Annotated in this window: 18 protein-coding genes; 8 read left to right on the forward strand and 10 right to left on the reverse strand. The window is 61.9% G+C overall.

Annotation, left to right across the window (positions count from 1 at the left end):
• Positions 1-2: 2 nt before the first annotated feature.
• Complete coding sequence (gene purU, locus FIV35_RS23390) at positions 3-860, forward strand: formyltetrahydrofolate deformylase (RefSeq protein WP_034101145.1); 858 nt, start codon at positions 3-5, stop codon at positions 858-860.
• 186 nt (positions 861-1,046) lie between these two features.
• A complete protein-coding gene (gene fdhA / locus FIV35_RS23395) occupies positions 1,047-2,246 on the forward strand; it encodes a formaldehyde dehydrogenase, glutathione-independent (RefSeq protein WP_017530750.1) in 1,200 nt (399 codons plus the stop codon).
• Between the two features lie 134 nt (positions 2,247-2,380).
• Here fdhA and FIV35_RS23400 read toward each other — a convergent pair whose 3' ends face one another.
• Positions 2,381-2,839 carry an anti-sigma factor gene (locus FIV35_RS23400; RefSeq protein ID WP_034139593.1) on the reverse strand — a complete coding sequence of 153 codons (459 nt, stop codon included), beginning with the start codon at positions 2,837-2,839 and terminating at the stop codon, positions 2,381-2,383.
• A gap of 135 nt (positions 2,840-2,974) precedes the next feature.
• On the opposite strand from FIV35_RS23400, the gene FIV35_RS23405 reads away from it, so the two are divergent.
• Together FIV35_RS23405 and FIV35_RS23410 are read left to right on the forward strand one after the other, a co-directional pair.
• Positions 2,975-3,547 carry a DUF2780 domain-containing protein gene (locus FIV35_RS23405; protein ID WP_034139592.1) on the forward strand — a complete coding sequence of 191 codons (573 nt, stop codon included), beginning with the start codon at positions 2,975-2,977 and terminating at the stop codon, positions 3,545-3,547.
• A gap of 179 nt (positions 3,548-3,726) precedes the next feature.
• Positions 3,727-3,963, forward strand: coding sequence for a hypothetical protein (locus FIV35_RS23410; RefSeq protein WP_034139591.1), 237 nt, complete (start codon positions 3,727-3,729; stop codon positions 3,961-3,963).
• A gap of 41 nt (positions 3,964-4,004) precedes the next feature.
• On the opposite strand, the gene FIV35_RS23415 is transcribed toward FIV35_RS23410, so the two are convergent.
• Entirely contained in the window at positions 4,005-4,883 is an 879-nt protein-coding gene (locus FIV35_RS23415) for a 1-acylglycerol-3-phosphate O-acyltransferase, YihG family (RefSeq protein ID WP_034139590.1), read from the reverse strand.
• Positions 4,884-5,023: 140 nt separating this feature from the next.
• On the opposite strand from FIV35_RS23415, the gene rloA2 reads away from it, so the two are divergent.
• Genes rloA2 through creD form a run of 4 tightly spaced genes read left to right on the forward strand, consistent with a single transcriptional unit; the run spans position 5,024 to position 9,066 of the window.
• Complete coding sequence (gene rloA2, locus FIV35_RS23420; protein ID WP_034139589.1) at positions 5,024-5,524, forward strand: retropepsin-like aspartic peptidase RloA2; 501 nt, start codon at positions 5,024-5,026, stop codon at positions 5,522-5,524.
• A gap of 9 nt (positions 5,525-5,533) precedes the next feature.
• Positions 5,534-6,202, forward strand: coding sequence for a two-component system response regulator CreB (gene creB, locus FIV35_RS23425; RefSeq protein WP_034101136.1), 669 nt, complete (start codon positions 5,534-5,536; stop codon positions 6,200-6,202).
• Positions 6,202-7,641: a two-component system sensor histidine kinase CreC gene (gene creC / locus FIV35_RS23430; RefSeq protein WP_034139588.1), complete on the forward strand. Its 1,440-nt coding sequence runs from the start codon at positions 6,202-6,204 to the stop codon at positions 7,639-7,641. The genes creB and creC overlap by 1 nt, the downstream gene beginning before the upstream one ends.
• A gap of 51 nt (positions 7,642-7,692) precedes the next feature.
• A complete protein-coding gene (creD, locus tag FIV35_RS23435) occupies positions 7,693-9,066 on the forward strand; it encodes a cell envelope integrity protein CreD (protein WP_083377935.1) in 1,374 nt (457 codons plus the stop codon).
• Positions 9,067-9,252: 186 nt separating this feature from the next.
• On the opposite strand, the gene FIV35_RS23440 is transcribed toward creD, so the two are convergent.
• The 8 genes from FIV35_RS23440 to FIV35_RS23475 all read right to left on the reverse strand — a co-directional run bounded on the left by FIV35_RS23440 (position 9,253) and on the right by FIV35_RS23475 (position 18,198).
• Complete coding sequence (locus FIV35_RS23440; protein WP_034139586.1) at positions 9,253-9,882, reverse strand: glutathione S-transferase N-terminal domain-containing protein; 630 nt, start codon at positions 9,880-9,882, stop codon at positions 9,253-9,255.
• A gap of 148 nt (positions 9,883-10,030) precedes the next feature.
• Positions 10,031-10,213 (reverse strand): hypothetical protein, encoded by a 183-nt coding sequence (locus FIV35_RS23445; protein ID WP_034101129.1) that lies wholly within the window; start codon positions 10,211-10,213, stop codon positions 10,031-10,033.
• Positions 10,210-11,313, reverse strand: a complete 1,104-nt coding sequence (locus FIV35_RS23450; RefSeq protein WP_034139585.1) for a PepSY-associated TM helix domain-containing protein — start codon at positions 11,311-11,313, stop codon at positions 10,210-10,212. The genes FIV35_RS23445 and FIV35_RS23450 overlap by 4 nt, the downstream gene beginning before the upstream one ends.
• A gap of 26 nt (positions 11,314-11,339) precedes the next feature.
• Entirely contained in the window at positions 11,340-13,769 is a 2,430-nt protein-coding gene (locus FIV35_RS23455) for a TonB-dependent siderophore receptor (protein WP_034139584.1), read from the reverse strand.
• Between the two features lie 217 nt (positions 13,770-13,986).
• Entirely contained in the window at positions 13,987-14,955 is a 969-nt protein-coding gene (locus FIV35_RS23460; RefSeq protein ID WP_034139583.1) for a FecR domain-containing protein, read from the reverse strand.
• Positions 14,952-15,470 carry an RNA polymerase sigma factor gene (locus tag FIV35_RS23465; RefSeq protein ID WP_034101123.1) on the reverse strand — a complete coding sequence of 173 codons (519 nt, stop codon included), beginning with the start codon at positions 15,468-15,470 and terminating at the stop codon, positions 14,952-14,954. Before FIV35_RS23465 ends, FIV35_RS23460 begins: the two co-directional genes overlap by 4 nt.
• A gap of 101 nt (positions 15,471-15,571) precedes the next feature.
• Positions 15,572-16,279, reverse strand: a complete 708-nt coding sequence (locus tag FIV35_RS23470; RefSeq protein ID WP_034139582.1) for a 3'-5' exonuclease — start codon at positions 16,277-16,279, stop codon at positions 15,572-15,574.
• Complete coding sequence (locus FIV35_RS23475; RefSeq protein WP_034139904.1) at positions 16,276-18,198, reverse strand: putative nucleotidyltransferase substrate binding domain-containing protein; 1,923 nt, start codon at positions 18,196-18,198, stop codon at positions 16,276-16,278. The genes FIV35_RS23470 and FIV35_RS23475 overlap by 4 nt, the downstream gene beginning before the upstream one ends.
• Positions 18,199-18,423 lie beyond the last annotated feature (225 nt).

Below are 18,423 nucleotides of genomic sequence, written 5' to 3' on the forward strand. Positions count from 1 at the left end.
CCATGAGCCGCGCACCCGATACATGGATTTTGACCGCCGACTGCCCCAGCGTGCTCGGCACGGTGGACGCGGTCACCCGCTACCTGTTCGAGCAGGGCTGCTACGTCACCGAGCACCATTCGTTCGATGACCGCCTCTCGGGCCGGTTTTTCATTCGCGTGGAATTCCGCCAGCCCGACGGGTTCGACGAGCAAGCCTTTCGCGATGGGCTGGCTGCGCGGGGCGAAGCGTTTGGCATGATCTTCGAGCTGACGGCACCGAACTACCGGCCAAAGGTAGTGATCATGGTGTCCAAGGCCGATCACTGCCTGAATGATCTGCTGTACCGCCAGCGTATCGGCCAATTGTCGATGGACGTGGTGGCGGTGGTGTCAAACCACCCCGATCTCAAGCCATTGGCCGACTGGCATCAGATTCCCTACTACCATTTCCCCCTCGACCCCAACGACAAACCGTCCCAGGAGCGTCAGGTGTGGCAAGTGGTGGAAGACACCGGTGCCGAACTGGTGATTCTTGCGCGCTATATGCAAGTGCTGTCGCCGGAGCTGTGCCGCAAGCTCGATGGCAAGGCCATCAACATTCACCACTCGTTGCTGCCGGGGTTCAAGGGCGCCAAGCCGTATCACCAGGCGTACAACAAGGGCGTGAAACTGGTGGGCGCCACTGCGCATTACATCAACAACGACCTGGACGAAGGCCCGATCATCGCCCAGGGCGTGGAGGTGGTGGATCACAGCCACTATCCCGAGGATTTGATTGCCAAGGGCCGCGATATTGAAGGGCTGACACTGGCCCGGGCGGTTGGGTATCACATTGAGCGGCGGGTGTTCTTGAATGCCAATAGGACAGTGGTGCTATGACTGCCGCTATCGGGGGCAAGCCCCCTCCCACAGTTGAATGCGTACACAAATCAAAATGTGGGAGGGGGCTTGCCCCCGATGAGGCCCTGACAAACAACACAAGCAACAGCATCTGTACCCGAGCACTTAACGCGCTGCCCATTTGACGGCAACGCAGTTCCATAAAAACAACAGCGAGGTGAAAGCATGTCTGGTAATCGTGGTGTCGTGTATCTCGGCAACGGCAAGGTCGAAGTACAGAAAATCGACTATCCCAAAATGCAGGACCCCCGTGGCAGGAAGATCGAGCACGGCGTCATCCTGCGCGTGGTCTCCACCAATATCTGCGGCTCCGACCAACACATGGTGCGCGGCCGTACCACTGCCCAGACCGGCCTGGTGCTCGGTCACGAAATCACCGGTGAAGTGATCGAGAAGGGCAGCGACGTCGAAAACCTGAAAATCGGCGACTTGGTTTCCGTCCCCTTCAACGTGGCTTGCGGGCGCTGCCGTTCCTGCAAAGAGCAACACACCGGCGTGTGCCTGACCGTCAACCCGGCCCGTGCCGGTGGCGCCTATGGCTACGTCGACATGGGCGACTGGACTGGCGGCCAGGCCGAGTACGTGCTGGTGCCGTACGCCGACTTCAACCTGCTCAAACTGCCGGACCGCGACAAGGCCATGGAGAAAATCCGCGACCTGACCTGCCTCTCCGACATTCTGCCGACGGGCTACCACGGCGCGGTGACGGCGGGCGTTGGCCCAGGCAGCACCGTGTACATCGCTGGTGCCGGCCCGGTTGGCCTGGCCGCTGCTGCGTCGGCACGTCTGCTGGGTGCGGCGGTGGTGATCGTCGGTGACGTCAACTCCATCCGCCTGGCCCACGCCAAGGCCCAGGGTTTTGAAGTAGTGGACCTGTCCACCGATACGCCGCTGCACGAACAGATCGCCGCGTTGCTGGGCGAGCCGGAAGTGGACTGCGCGGTCGACTGCGTGGGCTTTGAAGCGCGCGGCCATGGCCACGATGGCGTCAAGGCAGAGGCTCCGGCCACCGTACTCAACTCGTTGATGGGCGTAGTGCGCGTAGCGGGCAAGATCGGTATCCCGGGCCTGTACGTCACCGAAGATCCGGGTGCCGTCGACGCCGCCGCGAAAATGGGCAGCCTGAGCATCCGTTTCGGCCTGGGTTGGGCCAAATCCCACAGCTTCCACACCGGCCAGACCCCGGTGATGAAGTACAACCGCCAGCTGATGCAGGCGATCATGTGGGACCGCATCAACATCGCCGAGATCGTCGGCGTGCAGGTGATCAGCCTGGACGACGCACCACGGGGCTACGGCGAGTTCGATGCGGGCGTGCCGAAGAAGTTTGTGATTGATCCGCACAAGTTGTTCAGCGCGGCGTAAAACCCAGGCACAGCAAGAGCCAAATGTGGGAGGGGGCTTGCCCCCGATGGTATTGATTCAGTCAGTAAACAGGTGACTGAATCGACGCCATCGGGGGCGAGCCCCCTCTCACATTGGCTTGTGGTATTGGGATATCAGCGGTTGGCCAGTGCGCCCTGATAGACAGTGGGCCCGGTCGGTTGTTTGCTCACCGAGCCGCCTTTGGTTTCCGAACTCACCATCAACTCCACCGGTTTGCTGATGGACGCTTGCTGGCGTGGGTTCAGGCCGATAATGCCTTTGCCGTCCTCCGGCAACAGGCCCAGGGAGATCGGCGTGCCGTCTTTGGGAATCGCCCACAGTTCCAGGCTCTTGTCCGGCTCTGCGGCGGCGGCGGCGATGGGTTGCACTTCCAGGTAGTCTTTGTGCGCCATGATTTGCGCGGCCGGCTGCTGGGTGGTGGTCACCAGGGTGGCAGCGGATTTGACGCTGTCCTGGGTGTAGATCGCGCCGCCGATACCGGCAACCACCACGACACAGGCACCGATGAACAGGCGAGGGCGGCTCCAGAATGGAGGCTTGTGCTCAATCACTTGGGGTTTGATCGCAGTCATAAGTCTCTTCCTGACAAATTTTGTAGTCAGTTCATGGACTCGCTTAGGCCGGATCGGTTCCTCCCTGGCTCGGAACAACCGACCGGTTACCCAGTCAAAAACCTGCTTTCGCCCCTACATCCTGAGGTTGTATCCATGAAGATTTCACGCGGTTTCGCCCTGTCCTGCCTGATGACGTTGGCCGCCGGGCCCGCACTGGCCGCAGGCTTCAGCCTGGGCGACGCGGCCAATGCCATTGCGGGTATGCAGGGTGGTAACAACAAAGCCGCTGCTGCCGCACCGTCGTCCCAGACGGCCGACCTGCTGAGCACCCTGACCTCGCAGTTGAACGTTACCCCGGAGCAAGCCATCGGCGGCACCGGCGCTATGCTCGGCCTGGCGCGCAATCAGTTGAGCGGCAAAGATTATTCGCAGTTGGGCCAGAGCGTGCCAGGGCTTGACCAGTTGTCGGGAAACAATGCCCTCGGCAGCCTTGGAGCCTTGAGCGGCATGCTCGGCCAGACCGGCGGCAGCAAGACCAGCGGCCTGGATGGCCTGCTCGGCAATGTAAAAAACACCAACGACCTCAACACCGCCTTCAGCGCCTTGGGCATGGACAGTAGCATGGTCGGCCAGTTTGCCCCGGTGATTCTGCAATTTCTGGGCAGCCAGGGCGCCAACAGTTCGGTGCTGGGCAAGCTGGCCTCGGCTTGGGGCACTGACAACTGAAAGGCTCTGATTTTATGTTGCCTTGCAACCCGTTCCCGTGTTGGGCGGCCTTTTGATCTATCGATAATTCGGCCGAGCTAGGAACTGGCGGCAAGGCTTTATCCACTTATCGATGCTGTCTGGTACGTTCGAATGTGGCGTATCAGGGTAGACGTCCAACCACTTCTGGAGACCGTTCGATGAGCGAGTTCAATGTACTGCAGAACATGTTTAATTCCTTTTCTACATACGGGTCGGCACAAGGTTGCGGCTGCGACAAGCCAGCCGAGGGCGATAGTTTCATGACGTTCGCTGACATGAAAAACAGCGGCCAAGCTGGGCAGGGCGGTGTTGGGGTTTCCGCCGGCGCGCAAGCTTCCGGGAGCGTTGGGAGCTTGGGTTTTAGCGCAGATAATGATGCGTCAATTTCGTTCTGACCGAGTGAGTCGGCCACGCGTCAGTTGTTGGTGCCGACAGGTCACTGGATAAGTTCGTCAATACGCGCATCCTTCTCGTTCCAGAGCTGGTTCACCCAGCTCTGGACGGTCTGGCGAAAGGCCGGATCGTTCTCGTAATCCCCCTGCCACAACGCCGGGTCCAGCTCGCGGGTCTGGATATCGATGATCACCTTCGGCACCGCGCCGCTGATCAAGTCCCAGAACCCCGGGATCTTCTGCGACGGGTACACCACGGTCACGTCGAGAATCGCATCCAGCTGTTCGCCCATTGCCGCCAGCACAAACGCCACACCGCCCGCCTTGGGCTTGAGCAGCCGCTTGAACGGTGAAGCCTGCTGCGCATGTTTGGCCTGGCTGAAGCGCGTGCCTTCCAGGTAATTGACCACTGTCACCGGCTGGCGCTTGAACAGCTCGCACGCCTGTTTGGTGATCTTCAAATCCTGGCCCGCCAATTCCGGGTGTTTGGCCAGGAAGGCTTTGGTGTAGCGCTTCATGAACGGGTAATCCAGCGCCCACCAGGCCAGGCCGAGGAAGGGCACCCAGATCAGCTCTTTTTTCAGGAAGAACTTGAAGAACGGCGTGCGCCGGTTGAGGGCCTGGATCAGCGCGGGAATATCCACCCACGATTGATGGTTGCTGATGACCAGGTACGACGTGTCACGGCGCAGCTCATCGCCGCCGCGGATATCCCACTGGGTCGGAATGCACAGGGCGAAGATCAGTTTGTCGATCTCGGCCCAGGTCTCGGCGATCCACATTACCGCCCAGGACATGTAGTCCCGAGAGCGGCCAGGCGCCACCAGCTTGAGCAGGGCGAACACCATCAGCGGTCCGATCAGGACCAGCGTATTGAGTAACAGCAGCAATGTAACCAAACAGCCGGTGAGCAGGCGGCGCATAAGCAACTCTTGGAATTGTGTGGGCGGGCCATGATAAGCAGCTTGAGTCTAGAGGCCAAATCACAAAACGCCGGGTGATCTAACTAAGTAGCGCTTATGCGGTCTAGAATCCGCCTACTTCTTTTCCGAGGAATCACTTCGTGAAACTGCTCCTTGCCTCCCTCGCCCTGGCTGCCCTGCCGGTCATGGCCGCCGAACCGACCCTCTACGGTCGCTACGAATACATCCAGTTGCCGGAGATCGGCGAAACCTTCAAGGCCAAGATGGACACCGGCGCGCTGACTGCCTCGCTGTCGGCCCGCGACATCGAAACCTTCACCCGCGATGGTGATGACTGGGTTCGTTTCCGCCTGGGCGGCAAGGACGCATCCGATAAGGTCTTCGAACACAAAGTCTCGCGCATCAGCAAGATCAAGAGCCGCGCCGACGAAGACGACGAAAAAGATGAAGCCAGCGTGGCCAAGCGCCCAGTGATCGATCTGGAAATGTGCCTGGGCAACGTCAAGCGCACCGTCGAGGTCAACCTCACCGACCGCAGCAGCTTCAACTACCCGTTGCTGATCGGTGCCAAGGCCCTGCGTGAATTCGGCGCTGCGGTGAACCCGGCCCGTCGGTACACTGCCGACAAACCGGACTGCTGACGGACTGCCATGCCCCACATCCTGATTGTCGAAGACGAAGCGGCGATTGCCGACACGCTGATATTCGCCCTGCAAGGCGAGGGCTTCGGCACCACCTGGCTGAGCCTGGGCCAGGCGGCGCTGGAGCATCAGCGCAAGACCCCGGCCGACCTGATCATCCTCGACATCGGCCTGCCGGACATCAGTGGTTTTGAAACCTGCAAGCAATTGCGCCGCTTCAGCGAAGTGCCGGTGATGTTCCTCAGTGCCCGCGACGGTGAGATCGATCGGGTCGTGGGGCTGGAGATCGGCGCCGACGATTACGTGGTCAAGCCGTTCAGCCCAAGGGAAGTGGCGGCGCGGGTCAAGGCGATCCTCAAGCGCGTCGGCCCTGGTGTGGCGCCGGCGCTGTTTCAGGTGGATCTGGAGCGCATGCAGATCGCCTATCGCGGCCAGCCCTTGAGCCTGACGCGCCATGAGTTTCGTCTGCTGCAGAGCCTGTTGGAACAACCGGAGCGGGTGTTCAGCCGCGAACAGTTGCTCGACGCCGTGGGCGTGCCTGCCGATGCCGGCTACGAGCGCAATATCGACAGCCATATCAAAAGCCTGCGCAGCAAATTGCGCGGCATTGCCGCCCAAGCCGAACCGATCCAGACCCACCGCGGCCTCGGCTACAGCTACAGCCCGAGCCACAGCTGATGCGCCTGGGGCTGCGGATGTTCCTGGTGTACGCGCTGTTTATCGGCCTGACCGGCTATTTCGTGCTCAGCACCGTGATGAAGGAAATCCGCCCCGGCGTGCGCCAGTCCACCGAAGAAACCCTGGTGGACACCGCCAACCTGCTGGCCGAGATCCTGCGCGATGACGTCAAAAACGGCACCCTCGGCCAGAGCCACTGGCCCGCGCTGCTCAAGGCTTACGGCAATCGTCAGCCTGGCGCGACCATCTGGGGGCTACCGAAAAACCAGGTCAACCATCGAATTTACGTCACCGACGCCAACGGCACCGTGTTGCTCGACTCCAGCGGCGTGGCGGTGGGCCAGGACTATTCGAAGTGGAACGACGTTTACCTGACCCTGCGCGGCGAATACGGCGCGCGTTCCACCCGCAGTAACCCGCAGGACGCCACCTCGTCGGTGATGCACGTGGGCGCGCCGATCCGCGATAACGGCCAGATCATCGGCGTGGTCACCGTGGCCAAGCCCAACAGCTCGTTGCAGCCCTATGTCGACCGTACCGAGCGGCGCCTGCTTTGGTACGGCGCCGGGCTGGTCATCCTCGGGTTGCTGCTCGGCGCGCTGTTGTCGTGGTGGGTGAGCGCCGCCCTGCGCCGTCTGACCGCCTATGCCGAAGCCGTCAGCGAGGGCCGCCGCGCCGAGCTGCCGCACTACCGGGGCGGCGAACTCAAGCAACTCTCCACTGCTGTGGAGCACATGCGCACACAGCTGGAAGGCAAAGCCTACGTCGAACACTACGTACACACCCTGGCCCACGAACTGAAAAGCCCGCTGGCGGCCATTCGCGGCGCTGCGGAGCTGTTGCAGGGCGACATGACTCGCGAACAACAGCAGCGTTTTGTCGGCAATATCGACAGCGAAAGCGCACGCTTGCAGCAGTTGATCGAACGCCTGTTGAATCTGGCACAGGTCGAACAACGCCAGGGCCTGGAAGAGCAGGTGAGCATCCCGCTGGCGGCCCTGGTGAGCGATGTGCTCAATGCCCAGTGTGCGCGCATCGAAGGCGCTGGGTTACACGTCGAGCAAGGGATTGCGGCGGATGTGAACGTGTTTGGCGAGCCGTTCCTGTTGCGTCAGGCGCTGGGCAACTTGCTGGATAACGCGTTGGATTTCACCCCGCCGGGTGGCACGTTGCGCTTCAGTGCGAGCCGCCAGCACAACGATGTGCAGGTGAGCCTGTTCAACCAGGCCGCGCCGATTCCCGACTATGCCTTGCCGCGTTTGAGTGAGCGGTTCTATTCACTGCCGCGTCCGGCCAGTGGGCGCAAGAGCACGGGCCTGGGTTTGAACTTCGTTGAAGAAGTGATGAAGCTGCACGGCGGTGCGTTGCAGATCGGCAATGTGCCGGGTGGAGTGCAGGTGGTGCTGCATCTCCACACAGTCTCCACAGTACCCACATAAAACCCCCACGCGCGCGGCGCACGCTCTGCCCATCAAAACAGGGAGAGCCCCATGAACCGCAGCCTGCTTTTCAAACTTGGCGCCATTGCGCTACTGATCCTGCTGTTACTGATTCCGTTGTTGATGATCAACGGCATCATCAGTGACCGCCAGCAACTGCGCGACGGTGTCGTGATGGACATCGCCCGCAGTTCCAGCTTCGCCCAGCGCCTGACCGGCCCGGTAATGGTGGTGCCGTATCGCAAGACCGTGCGTGAATGGAAACTCAACGAAAAGCTCAACAAGCGCTACGAGGAAACCCGTGAAGAACGCGGGCGCCTGTATTTCCTGCCGGACCGTTTTGAACTCGACGGCCAGGTGCAGACCGAACTGCGCGCACGGGGGATTTACCAGGCACGGCTGTTCCATGCCGATAGCCGCATCAGTGGGCGCTTCGAGCTGCCCGCGCAGTTGGGCATCAACGAAAATTTCGCGGACTACCGCTTCGAACCGGCGTTTCTGGCGGTGGGCATCAGCGATATCCGTGGCATCGAAAACGCCCTGAAGCTGGAGCTGGGCAGCCAACGCCTGGAGTTCTCGCCAGGCAGCCAAGTGGATTGGCTCGGGGAGGGCGTCCATGTCACGCTGCCGGAGCAGGACAGTAAAAAACCGGCGGTGGTGGACTTCGCCTTCGACCTGCGCCTGCAAGGCACCGAACAACTGCAAGTGGTGCCGGTGGGCAAGACCAGTCAGGTATCGCTGGCGTCCAATTGGCCGCACCCCAGCTTTATCGGCAACTTCCTGCCGGCCCAGCGTGACATCACCGACAAAGGCTTCACCGCCAATTGGCAGACCTCATTCTTCTCCACCAACCTCGAACAGGCCCTGCAAACCTGCCTGGACCGCGAAGGCTGTGACGACTTCAACAACCGCAGCTTCGGTGTGAACTTCATCGACCCGGTGGACCAGTACCTCAAGAGCGATCGCGCGATCAAATACGCGCTGCTGTTTATCGCCCTGACCTTTGCCGGTTTCTTTCTGTTCGAAGTGCTCAAGAGCCTGGCGGTGCACCCGATTCAATACGCTCTGGTGGGCGTGGCGCTGGCGTTCTTTTATCTGCTGTTGTTGTCGCTGTCCGAGCACCTGGGGTTTGCCCTGGCGTATCTGATCTCGGCGAGTGCGTGCGTGGTGTTGATCGGTTTCTACGTGTGCCATGTGCTGCGCAGCATTGCCCACGGCCTGGGGTTCTCAGCGGGGCTGGCGGCGTTGTATGGCTTGTTGTACGGGTTGTTGAGTGCGGAGGATTACGCGCTGCTGATGGGTTCGCTGCTGTTGTTCGGCCTGCTGGGCACGGTGATGGTGCTCACGCGCAAATTGGACTGGTACGGGGTGGGCAAGCGCAAGGCGAGCGAGCCGCTGCAGTTTGATCTGGAGGCGGTGCAATGATCGGCTTGCGCGAGGATCGACAAGTAGGCGCGCAGTTAGCCACAAGGATCGCCACATTCCTTGCTGTCACCACTGCCCACTGTGGCAGTGGGCTTGCTCGCGATAGCGGTGGTTCAGAAACCGATGTGCTGAATGACATACCGCGATCGCGGGCAAGCCCGCTCCCACATTGGGTCGGTGTGCAGGTCAGGCCGGTGGCTGGGTCTGCTGCATCGAAGGCCGCTGGCTGACGTCGGCGTACCAGGCGGCAAGCTGTGGGTTGTCCACGCGCCATTGCATATCCGGATGGCGAAAATCCAGATAACCCAGGGCACAGGCCACGCTGATCGCGGCAACGTCAAAGTGGCTGGCCAGTTCGGCGATGGCATTCTGTTCCAGCTCGGCGAGGGTGCGGCGGATTTTGTTGCGCTGCTCGTCGAGCCACTGATCCCAGTGCTTCTCCACCGGGCGCAGGGCGGTTTCGTAGCGCACCAGCACGGCGGCATCCATAATGCCGTCGGCCATCGAGGCCAATGTGAGGCGGCGCCAGCGTGCCGAGCCGTCGCGAGGGATCAGCGGGTTGCCGACGTGCTGGTGGTCGAAGTAATCGAGGATCACCCGGCTGTCGTGCAGCACCGAGCCGTCAGCCAGACGCAATGCCGGGATCTTGCCCACGGGGTTGCCGTCGACCAACTGCGCATCGGGGTTGACCGGGGTCGGCATGCAGGCGTGCAGGGCCACGCGGTCCTGCTGGCCGGTTTCGAGCAGCAGCACGCGGACTTTGCGCACGAACGGCGATGCAGGGTTGTGGAACAAGGTCATGTTGGGCGTGGACATGGGCATTCCTCTGGATTGACTGTGGCTAGCCTAGAGGGTCGTGCGGTGGCTGGCGAGGGGCAGGTTGAGGGCTCATCGGGGGCAAGCCCCATTTTTGATTTGTGAACACATTCAAAGTGTGGGAGGGGGCTTGCCCCCGATGAGGCCCTCAGCCACGCCCCTTGAACAACCCCCAACTACCAATGGCCGCTGGTATACCCAACCCCACCCAACTCAACGCATCCCACCCGCCATCCCCCAGTAACGCCGCAAACAGCCCGGCGGCGCTGAGCAGACCGATTCCCAACGGAATGCCGAACACCTTCCAGAAACTCGACTGGCGCGGCCTCATGCCTTGCCCGTCCTGCGTTTGGCGATCCACAGGTAAATTCCGCTGATCAGCACGATGATGGTCAGCCCATCCAGCAGCGCCCACAGGATCTTCATCGGCATGCCGCCATAGTCGCCAAAGTGCAGCGGCTGGGACATGCCCATGGCGTCCATGTACCACGGCCGTTCGGCAATCGCCGTGACTTGCAGGGTGCTGGCGTCGATCAGCACCGGGGTGAGCAGGTGCGAAGTCAGGTGCGTGCTGCCCTTCATAAACACCGCATAGTGGTGCTCGCTGGAGAACCGCGTGCCGGGGAAGGCGATAAAGTCCGGCTGCATACCGGGTGCGGCGCGTGCGGCGATGCTCAGCAACTCGCTGGCTGGGGCGCGTGAGGTCAGCGGCGGCGCATCCTTGTACGGTTCGATCAGGGCCGTAAGGCTGTCCTGGCGCCAGGCGGCGATGAGCAGGTCGGCGCAGGCGCTGATCACGCCGGTCACGCCCACCACCAGGGCCCAGGTCAGCGTAACCACACCGATCAGGTTGTGCAGGTCGAGCCAGCGCAGGCGGGTAGTTTTGTCCCGGCGCACGCTGGCGAATTTCAGACGACGCATGAACGGCAGGTACAGCACCGTGCCGGAAATGATCGCCAACACAAACAGCACACCCATAAACGCCAGCAGCAGCTTGCCCGGCAGACCGGCGAACATATCCACATGCAGGCGCAGCAAAAACAAGGTGAAACCGCCATTGGCCGAGGGCATCTCCAGCGCGTCGCCGCTGCGCGCATCGAGCATGAAGGTGTGGGACGCGTTCGGCTCCGTGCCGGCGGTGGCGGCCATGATCGCGATCACACCGTTCGGGTCGTCTTCATCCCAAGCCAGGTATTGCAGGGCCTCTCCGGGGCGATGGGCCAGGGCCTTGTTCACCAGTTGTTCCAGGTTCAATCGCGGCGTATCGGCCGGCATCTGCTGGAGCTGAGGTTCGTTGCCCAGCAGATGGTCGATCTCGTGGTGAAACACCAGCGGCAGGCCGGTGAGGGCGAGCAGCAGCAGGAACACCGTGCAGATCAGGCTGGTCCAGGTGTGGACGAAGGACCAGTGGCGGATGGTTGTGCTCTTCATGTTTCAGCCTGCAGCCTCTGCGCCGATCACCATTGGTACGTGGCGCTGGCGACGACGCTGCGCTGGTCGCCGAAGTAGCAGTAGTTGCCATCGCAGGTGGACAGGTAGTCCTTGTTGAACAGGTTGGTGGCGTTCACCTTCAGCGACGCGCCTTTGAGGCTGTTGTCCAGGCGACCGAGGTCGTAATGCACCGCGCCATCGAACACGGTGTAGGCGTTGGCCTTACCCAGCCAGGTATTGGCCTGGTCGCCGTAGGTGTTGCCGGTGTAACGCGCGCCAAAGCCGATGCCGAAGCCATCGAGCACGCCGGTGTGCCAGGTGTAGTCGGTCCACAGCGACGCTTGCTGGTTGGGCATCAGTTGCAGGCGGTTGCCTTTGTATTGGCCTTTTTGCACCTCGGATTTGGCCAGGGTGTAGGCGGCGATCACCTTGAGGTTATCGGTCACGTCAGACACCGCTTCCAATTCCAGGCCCTTGACCTTCACTTCGCCGGTCTGGTCGGTGACGGAAACGCCGCCGGCCTGGAAGCTGGTCACCAGCACGTTCTTTTGGGTCAGGTCATAGACCGCCGCGCTCAGCAGGGTGTTGGAGCCGGGCGGCTGGTATTTGACCCCCAGTTCCCATTGCTTGCCTTCGGTGGGTTTGTACGACTTCACAGGATCGACGCTGGCGTTGCTCGCCGGCTGGAACGACTCGGCGTAGGACAAGTACGGCACGAAACCGGAGTCGAACACGTAGCTCAAGGCCGCGTTGCCGCTGAAGTTCTTGCTGCGGTCAGTGTTGGTCGCGTCGTTCTTGTTGAAGTAGGTGGTGCCCTGGTGCACCCAGTCTTCACGGCCGCCCAAGGTCAGGCGCCAGTTGTCCAACGCCATCTGGTCCTGGACGTATAGCCCGGTTTGCACGGTTTTCTGGTTGTAGTCATAGAACGCTGTGGAGCGCGCAGGACGGACGGTCGAGCCCCCGTAGCTCGGGTTGAAAATATTGGTGCCCGAGGCCAGACCGAAGATCGACAGATAGGACGTGTCGGTACGCTGATGATCCAGGCCCAGCAGCAGGGTGTGGGTGATGTCCCCCGTGGCAAAGTCGGCCTGGAAGTTGTTGTCCACGGCGAACTGGCCGATGTTCTCGTCCACATTGGTGGTGGACCGGCTGATATTGCCCGCCGCGTCGGCCGGCGAGAAGGCGTAGGAGCCTACGGTCAGTTGCTGGAACGACAGCTCAGACTTGGTGTAACGCAGGTTCTGCTTGAATTGCCAGGTATCGTTGAGGCGATGCTCGAAGGCATAGCCCAGCGCGTAGTAGGTACGGTCGTAGAACTCATAGTCCGGATCGCCGAGGTTCTTGTGGTGGGACACCTCCCCCAGCGGCGATTTGATCTTGGTGCCCTGGATCGGCAGGAACTGGCTGGTGGTGCCGGTATCGTCGCGAGTGAACTGCGATAGCAAGGTCAGCCGGGTGTCGGGGTCGATGTTCCAGGTCAGGCTGGGGGCGATGTTGTAGCGCTTGTTGTCGATGTGATCGACCTGGGTGCCGGAGTCGCGAACCACGCCGCTCAGGCCATAGAGAAACTGGCCGTCGTCGTCGATCTTGCCGGTGCTGGCGAAGTTGATCTGGCGGTGATTGTCGCTGCCGTACTGCACTTGCACCGCGTGGCTGGCCTGCTCGCTGGGACGGCTGCTGACCATGTCCAGCAGGCCACCCGGTGGAGTCTGGCCATACACCGACGAGGCCGGTCCGCGCAGCAGGGCCAGGCGATCGAGGTTCCAGGTCTCGGCTTTCGGGTTGGCATACACGCCACGCGGCAACGGCAGGCCGTCAAGAAATTGCGTCGGCTCAAAGCCGCGTACGCGCATCCAGTCGTAGCGCGTGTCGCTGCCGTAGCTGGCGGACACGATGCCGGGCATGTATTTCACCGCGTCGTCGAGGGTATGAACGCTGCGATCCTGCATCTGCTGGCGGGTGGCGACGGAGATCGAGCGCGGCGCTTCCACCAGGGCGGTGTCGGTCTTGGTGCCGGCGGCGGTGCGTGTCGCCAGGTAGCCTTGGGCCGGGCCCCATGCGCTTTCATAACTGCCTTGCCCGGTGATGTTGGTTTCCGGCAACGCCACTACGCCGTCCGGAATCGCCACCAAGGTGAAGGTTCCGGCGCTGCTCTGTTCCAGCTGCAACCCCGTGCCGCGCAGTGCCTGGCGCAGCGCGCTCTGGGCATCGAACTGGCCGTTTACAGGAGCGGAGGTTTTACCGGCGGCCAGGGCCGGATCGAGGGTCAGCGCCAGGCCGGCCTGGCTGGCGATCTGGTTGAGCGTGCTGGCCAGAGGCGCCGCCGGCAAGTTGTAGGCACGCACGCTGGAGGCCTGTTCGGCCGCCAATAGCTGAGGCGTGATCAGCGGTGTGCTGAGGGCAATGGCCACGGCCAACAGACTGGGGCGCAGCAGGGTGTCTAGCGTGCGGGACATAGGGCGGCTCCTGAATGGAAGTAATTCGCAATTGCCTATGTGCCGAGCGAGATTCGAAAAGTGATAGGGCGGGATGAAAATATTTTTTGCCGGGGATTTTTCGGTGTGTTTGCAGGCCTATCGGGGGCAAGCCCCCTCCCACAGTTGATCGGGTTTTGTTCAGGTCAATGTGGGAGGGGCTTGCCCCCAATAGCCTCAACCCAGGCCTTGCTGATGCCTAACGCTTGGCACCCACCGTCACCCACCACGGCGTGTGCTGCGTGATCTGCACCGGCAACGTCGGCAGCAGCGCATTGAGCGCCAGCGTGGTGTCGTGCAGCGGGAAACTGCCGGTGATGCGCAAGTCGGCCACGTTTTTATCCACGCCTAGATAGCCAGGGCGGTAGCGACTCAATTCCTCGACCACGTCGCCCAGGCGCGCGTTGTCCACCACCAGCATGCCACGCGTCCAGGCATCCGTGGCGGGGGTGACGGCCAGGGACGGGCCGAGGCCGTCGCTGCGCATCAGCACTTGCTGGCCTGCTTTGAACACCTGTTCCTGCGGCAGCGCCTCCGGCTGCGCCGCAACGGCGGACTGCAGCACGCTCAGGCGCGTGGCGTCGTCTTCGCGCTTGACGATAAACCGCGTACCCAGCGCCCGCAGGCGGCCGTCGCGGGTCTGCACGTAGAACGGGCGCGCGTCGTTATGGCCGGTTTCGACGAGGATTTCACCGTCCTGCAACACGATCAGCCGGCGCTTTTCATCGAAGCGCACGTCGATGGCGCTGTGGGTGTTGAGGTTGATCTGGGTACCGTCCGCCAGTTTCAGCGTGCGCTGCTCGCCGGTGGCGGTGCGTTGGTCGGCCAGCCAATAGTGGATCGGCACATAGCGTTCGCCTGCAAATAACCCCAGGCCGCAGATAAGCGCAATGCTCGCCAGGCCGCTGCCGAGCTTGCGTACCCGTTGACGGATGGCCTGACGGGACTGCAACAACGCGGCGCGCGCCGGGCCCGAGGCGATGCTGAAACGTTGGTCGAGCATGCCCAACTGGCGCCAGGCGCGGGCGTGTTCCTCATCGCTGGCCAGCCATTTGCTGAACTCTTCACGCTCGACCGCACTGCCGTCGCCCGAATCCAGGGACAACTGCCAGGCAATCGCCGCATCCAGCACGCGGGCCGAGACCGGTTTGGCGCCGACTGTACTCATGTCGGCTCGCCATACAGTGCGATATAGCACTGGCGAATGCCCTGGGCCAGGTACTGGCGCACGCGGGGCACCGATACGCCGAGGCGTTGGGCGATCTGCGCGTGGCCCAGGCCGTCGAGACGACTGTAGAGAAACGCCGCGCGGGCCTTGCTCGACAACGTGCCGAGCAATCGGTCGATGGCTTTGAGGTCTTCGAGGATCAGTTGCTGGGCTTCGGGGGAGGGGTGTTCGCTTTCCGGGATCAGCATCAATTCGGCCAGGTAAGCCTGCTCCAATGCCGCGCGCCGGAAATAGTCGAACAACAGGCCCTTGGCGATGGCCACCAGAAATGCCCTTGGCTCGCGCGGTTCCGGCAACGTGTCGCGCCCCAACAGACGCATGAACGTGTCCTGGCTCAGGTCTTCGGCCCGGCTCGGGCACGCCACGTTGCGCCGCAGCCAGGCCAGCAGCCAGCCGCGATGGTCGCGATACAACGCACCAACCCGCTCACTGTGTGGGTTCTGGACCGACGACAAGGCATCACCGAATAAACAAGAGGTTTAAACTAACGAGAATTATTCGCGATTGTGTCAGAGGCGTGGAATAGGCGCAATTGGCGTCTGTCGGGGAGATGAGATTAAAACGATGGCGCCTGTTGCCGGCGTTTCCATTGGCTCAACCGCGTGTGCAGCGCGAGCGGTGTATCGATTGACTGCTGGCGCGCGCGGCTGAACAAAATCAGCATCAGCTCCGCCGTGGCCAAGGCGTCGGCGCTGGCGTGATGGCGTTCGCCGACTTCCAGGTGGAAGTGTTTGACCCAATCGTCCAGCCCTGCCTCACGGATTGGCGCCTCGGGGCACAGCAGGGGGGCGATGTCGGCCACATCCAGAAACGGGTGGGTCAGGCGATAACCCAGGCTGTCCTTGAGTGCGCGGCTCAGCATGTGTTGATCGAACGGCGCGTGGAACGCGAGCAGTGGGCTGTCGCCGACGTACTCCATAAAGTCCAACAAGGCTTCCACCGGATCGCTGCCGGCGGCAATGGCGCTGGGCCCCAGGCCGTGGATCAGCACACTGGGGCTGAGTTTGGTTTCGGGGCGTTGCAGGGTGCGCTCGAACAACTGGGAGAAGTCCACCGCGCCATCCTCGATCACTACCGCGCCGATGGACAGCACCTGGTCGCGGTTGAGGTTCAGGCCGCTGGTTTCCAGGTCCACCACCACCCAGCGTTGGCTGCGCAAGGCGCCTTCACTCAGCGTCGCAGGCTTGGGCAGTTGCGCCAAGCGCCGTTGTTGGATTGCATCGAGCTGGGGTTTGGCGGCGCGCAGCCAGGCGAACAGGCTCACAGTTGATACCGCAGGGTCAGGCTGCTTTGCAGGCGTTGGGCCTGGCGCAGGGATTCGCGCAGGATGCGCCGGTCCAAGTGGTTGAGGCTGTCGGGATCGACGCGGTTGGAATACGGCTGGTTTTCGCGACTTTGCAGTTGGTGCTGCTGCATGCGGGTCTGCTGGATAAAGTGATAGGCCTCCTCATACGCCGCGCCGTCCAGTGGTTCGATGACTTCCTTGACCACCAGTTGGCGCAGGCGCTCCAGGGTGTTGTTAGCGTGAATGCCGTTGGCCAGGGCCAGCAGGCGCGCGCCGTCGACGAAAGGCGTGAGGCCCTGCACCTTGAGATCAAGGGTGGCTTTTTCGCCACCTTTGCGGGTCAGCACAAAGTCACGGAAACGCCCAACCGGGGGGCGCTGGCGCAGCGCATTCTCGGCCAGCATGCGTTGGAACAGACGGTTATCCGCGACCTGATCGAGAATGCCTTGGCGCAATACCTCGCAGCCTTGCTCGTCGCCCCACACCACGCGCAAGTCAAAATAAATACTCGAACCCAACAGGTTCTCCGGCGTCGCCTCGCGGATGAACGCCGCAAAACGCCGCGCCCATTCGGCTCGCGACAGGCACAGCTCCGGGTTGCCGGCCATGATATTGCCTTTGCACAGGCTGAAACCGCACAGCGCCAGGCTCTGGTTGATGTGTTGGGCCAGGGGCAATAGACGGCCACGGATCGCGGCGGCCTCGGAGGCGTCCTTGGCCTCGAACAGAATACCGTTGTCCTGATCGGTGTACAGCGTCTGCTCGCGACGGCCTTCGCTGCCGAAGCACAGCCAACTGAAAGGCACGCCAGGGTCACCTTTTTCGGCGAGGCTCAGCTCGATCACCCGGCACACAGTGTGATCGTTGAGCAGGGTGATGATGTGGGTGATCTGGGTGGACGACGCGCCGTGGGCCAGCATGCGCTCGACCAACTGGCCGATCTCGCCGCGAATCGCCACCAGGTTGTCGATGCGCGGGGCGTTGCGAATGGTACGGGCCAGGTGCACCAGGTCCACCCGTTGCAGGGAAAACAGATCGCGCTCGGACACCACGCCGCACAGGCGCTGGTCCTTGACCAGGCACACATGGGCGATATGCCGCTCGGTCATGGCGATGGCGGCGTCGAAGGCGCTGTGGTCCGGCGTCAAAAAGAACGGTGCCTGGGTCATGTGCGCGTCGATGGCCTGGCTGAAATCGCTGACACCGCCGGCCACCACATGGCGTAAGTCGCGCAGGGTAAAAATCCCCAGAGGCGCCTTGTTGTCGTCGACGATGACAATGCTGCCCACTTGCTGCTCGTGCATCAGCGTGACTGCTTCGCGCAAGGGCGTATGCGGGTTGCAGGTGACCGGGTGGCGCATGGCCAATTCACCCAGGCGCGTGTTGAGGGAGTATTGGGTGCCGAGGGTTTCCACGGCCTTTTGCTGCACCTGCTGGTTGACCTGATCCAGCAGGCTGCTGACGCCGCGCAGGGCGAAGTCGCGGAACGGGCTGGAAAGGGCGAACAACTTGATAAAGGCCGGTTTGTTCAGTTGCAGGCAGAACGTGTCTTCGGCGGCCTTGTGCTCGGTGCGCGTGGCGCGTTCGCCCAGCAGCGCGGCCAGGGGGAAGCATTCGCCGGTGGTGATTTCGAAGGTGGTCTCGGTGGTGTCCGGTCGTTCGCCGATCACGCGGCCTTGTTTGACGATGTAGAAATGCTCGACCGGCCCGCCCGACGGTTTGAGGATGCTGTCACCGGGGGCATAAAAACGTAATTGGCATTGTTCCACCAGAAACGCCAGGTGCGCGTTTTCCATCTGGTTGAAGGGCGGGAAGCGTTGTAGAAACTGCAGCGTGCCTTGGATATTTTGCAGCACGGCAGTTTTCCCCGCCTGGGCGAAGGCATCAGCTTTACTCATAACAGTGACCGCAGTTTTTTTGTCGTTATCGAGCTGCATGGTCGACTCCTGCGCGGCGGGTGCCCATTGGACGTAAGTCTAGGTCGGTGTAAAAGACGCTGAGCTAGGGAAAAACCCTACATGTTTATCGTCCGAACCCCGTAGAACGCCCACTAGGCAAACTTTCCGACGAAGTGCACATTGTTCGCCCTTCCGCAGATGTCTGACGAGTGCTGGGAGATTGAT

Source organism: Pseudomonas rhodesiae, assembly GCF_007858255.1.
Taxonomy (GTDB): domain Bacteria; phylum Pseudomonadota; class Gammaproteobacteria; order Pseudomonadales; family Pseudomonadaceae; genus Aquipseudomonas; species Aquipseudomonas rhodesiae.

Excerpts from the sequence above, each read along its gene's own strand:
- fdhA (WP_017530750.1), top strand. The coding sequence starts at position 1,047 with ATGTCTGGTAATCGTGGTGTCGTGTATCTCGGCAACGGCAAGGTCGAA.
- creD (WP_083377935.1), top strand. The coding sequence starts at position 7,693 with ATGAACCGCAGCCTGCTTTTCAAACTTGGCGCCATTGCGCTACTGATC.
- purU (WP_034101145.1), top strand. The coding sequence starts at position 3 with ATGAGCCGCGCACCCGATACATGGATTTTGACCGCCGACTGCCCCAGC.
- FIV35_RS23475 (WP_034139904.1), bottom strand. The coding sequence starts at position 18,198 with ATGAGTAAAGCTGATGCCTTCGCCCAGGCGGGGAAAACTGCCGTGCTG.
- FIV35_RS23450 (WP_034139585.1), bottom strand. The coding sequence starts at position 11,313 with ATGAAGAGCACAACCATCCGCCACTGGTCCTTCGTCCACACCTGGACC.
- creB (WP_034101136.1), top strand. The coding sequence starts at position 5,534 with ATGCCCCACATCCTGATTGTCGAAGACGAAGCGGCGATTGCCGACACG.
- FIV35_RS23415 (WP_034139590.1), bottom strand. The coding sequence starts at position 4,883 with ATGCGCCGCCTGCTCACCGGCTGTTTGGTTACATTGCTGCTGTTACTC.
- FIV35_RS23405 (WP_034139592.1), top strand. The coding sequence starts at position 2,975 with ATGAAGATTTCACGCGGTTTCGCCCTGTCCTGCCTGATGACGTTGGCC.
- FIV35_RS23455 (WP_034139584.1), bottom strand. The coding sequence starts at position 13,769 with ATGTCCCGCACGCTAGACACCCTGCTGCGCCCCAGTCTGTTGGCCGTG.
- FIV35_RS23400 (WP_034139593.1), bottom strand. The coding sequence starts at position 2,839 with ATGACTGCGATCAAACCCCAAGTGATTGAGCACAAGCCTCCATTCTGG.
- FIV35_RS23460 (WP_034139583.1), bottom strand. The coding sequence starts at position 14,955 with ATGAGTACAGTCGGCGCCAAACCGGTCTCGGCCCGCGTGCTGGATGCG.
- creC (WP_034139588.1), top strand. The coding sequence starts at position 6,202 with ATGCGCCTGGGGCTGCGGATGTTCCTGGTGTACGCGCTGTTTATCGGC.
- FIV35_RS23445 (WP_034101129.1), bottom strand. The coding sequence starts at position 10,213 with ATGAGGCCGCGCCAGTCGAGTTTCTGGAAGGTGTTCGGCATTCCGTTG.
- FIV35_RS23440 (WP_034139586.1), bottom strand. The coding sequence starts at position 9,882 with ATGTCCACGCCCAACATGACCTTGTTCCACAACCCTGCATCGCCGTTC.
- FIV35_RS23410 (WP_034139591.1), top strand. The coding sequence starts at position 3,727 with ATGAGCGAGTTCAATGTACTGCAGAACATGTTTAATTCCTTTTCTACA.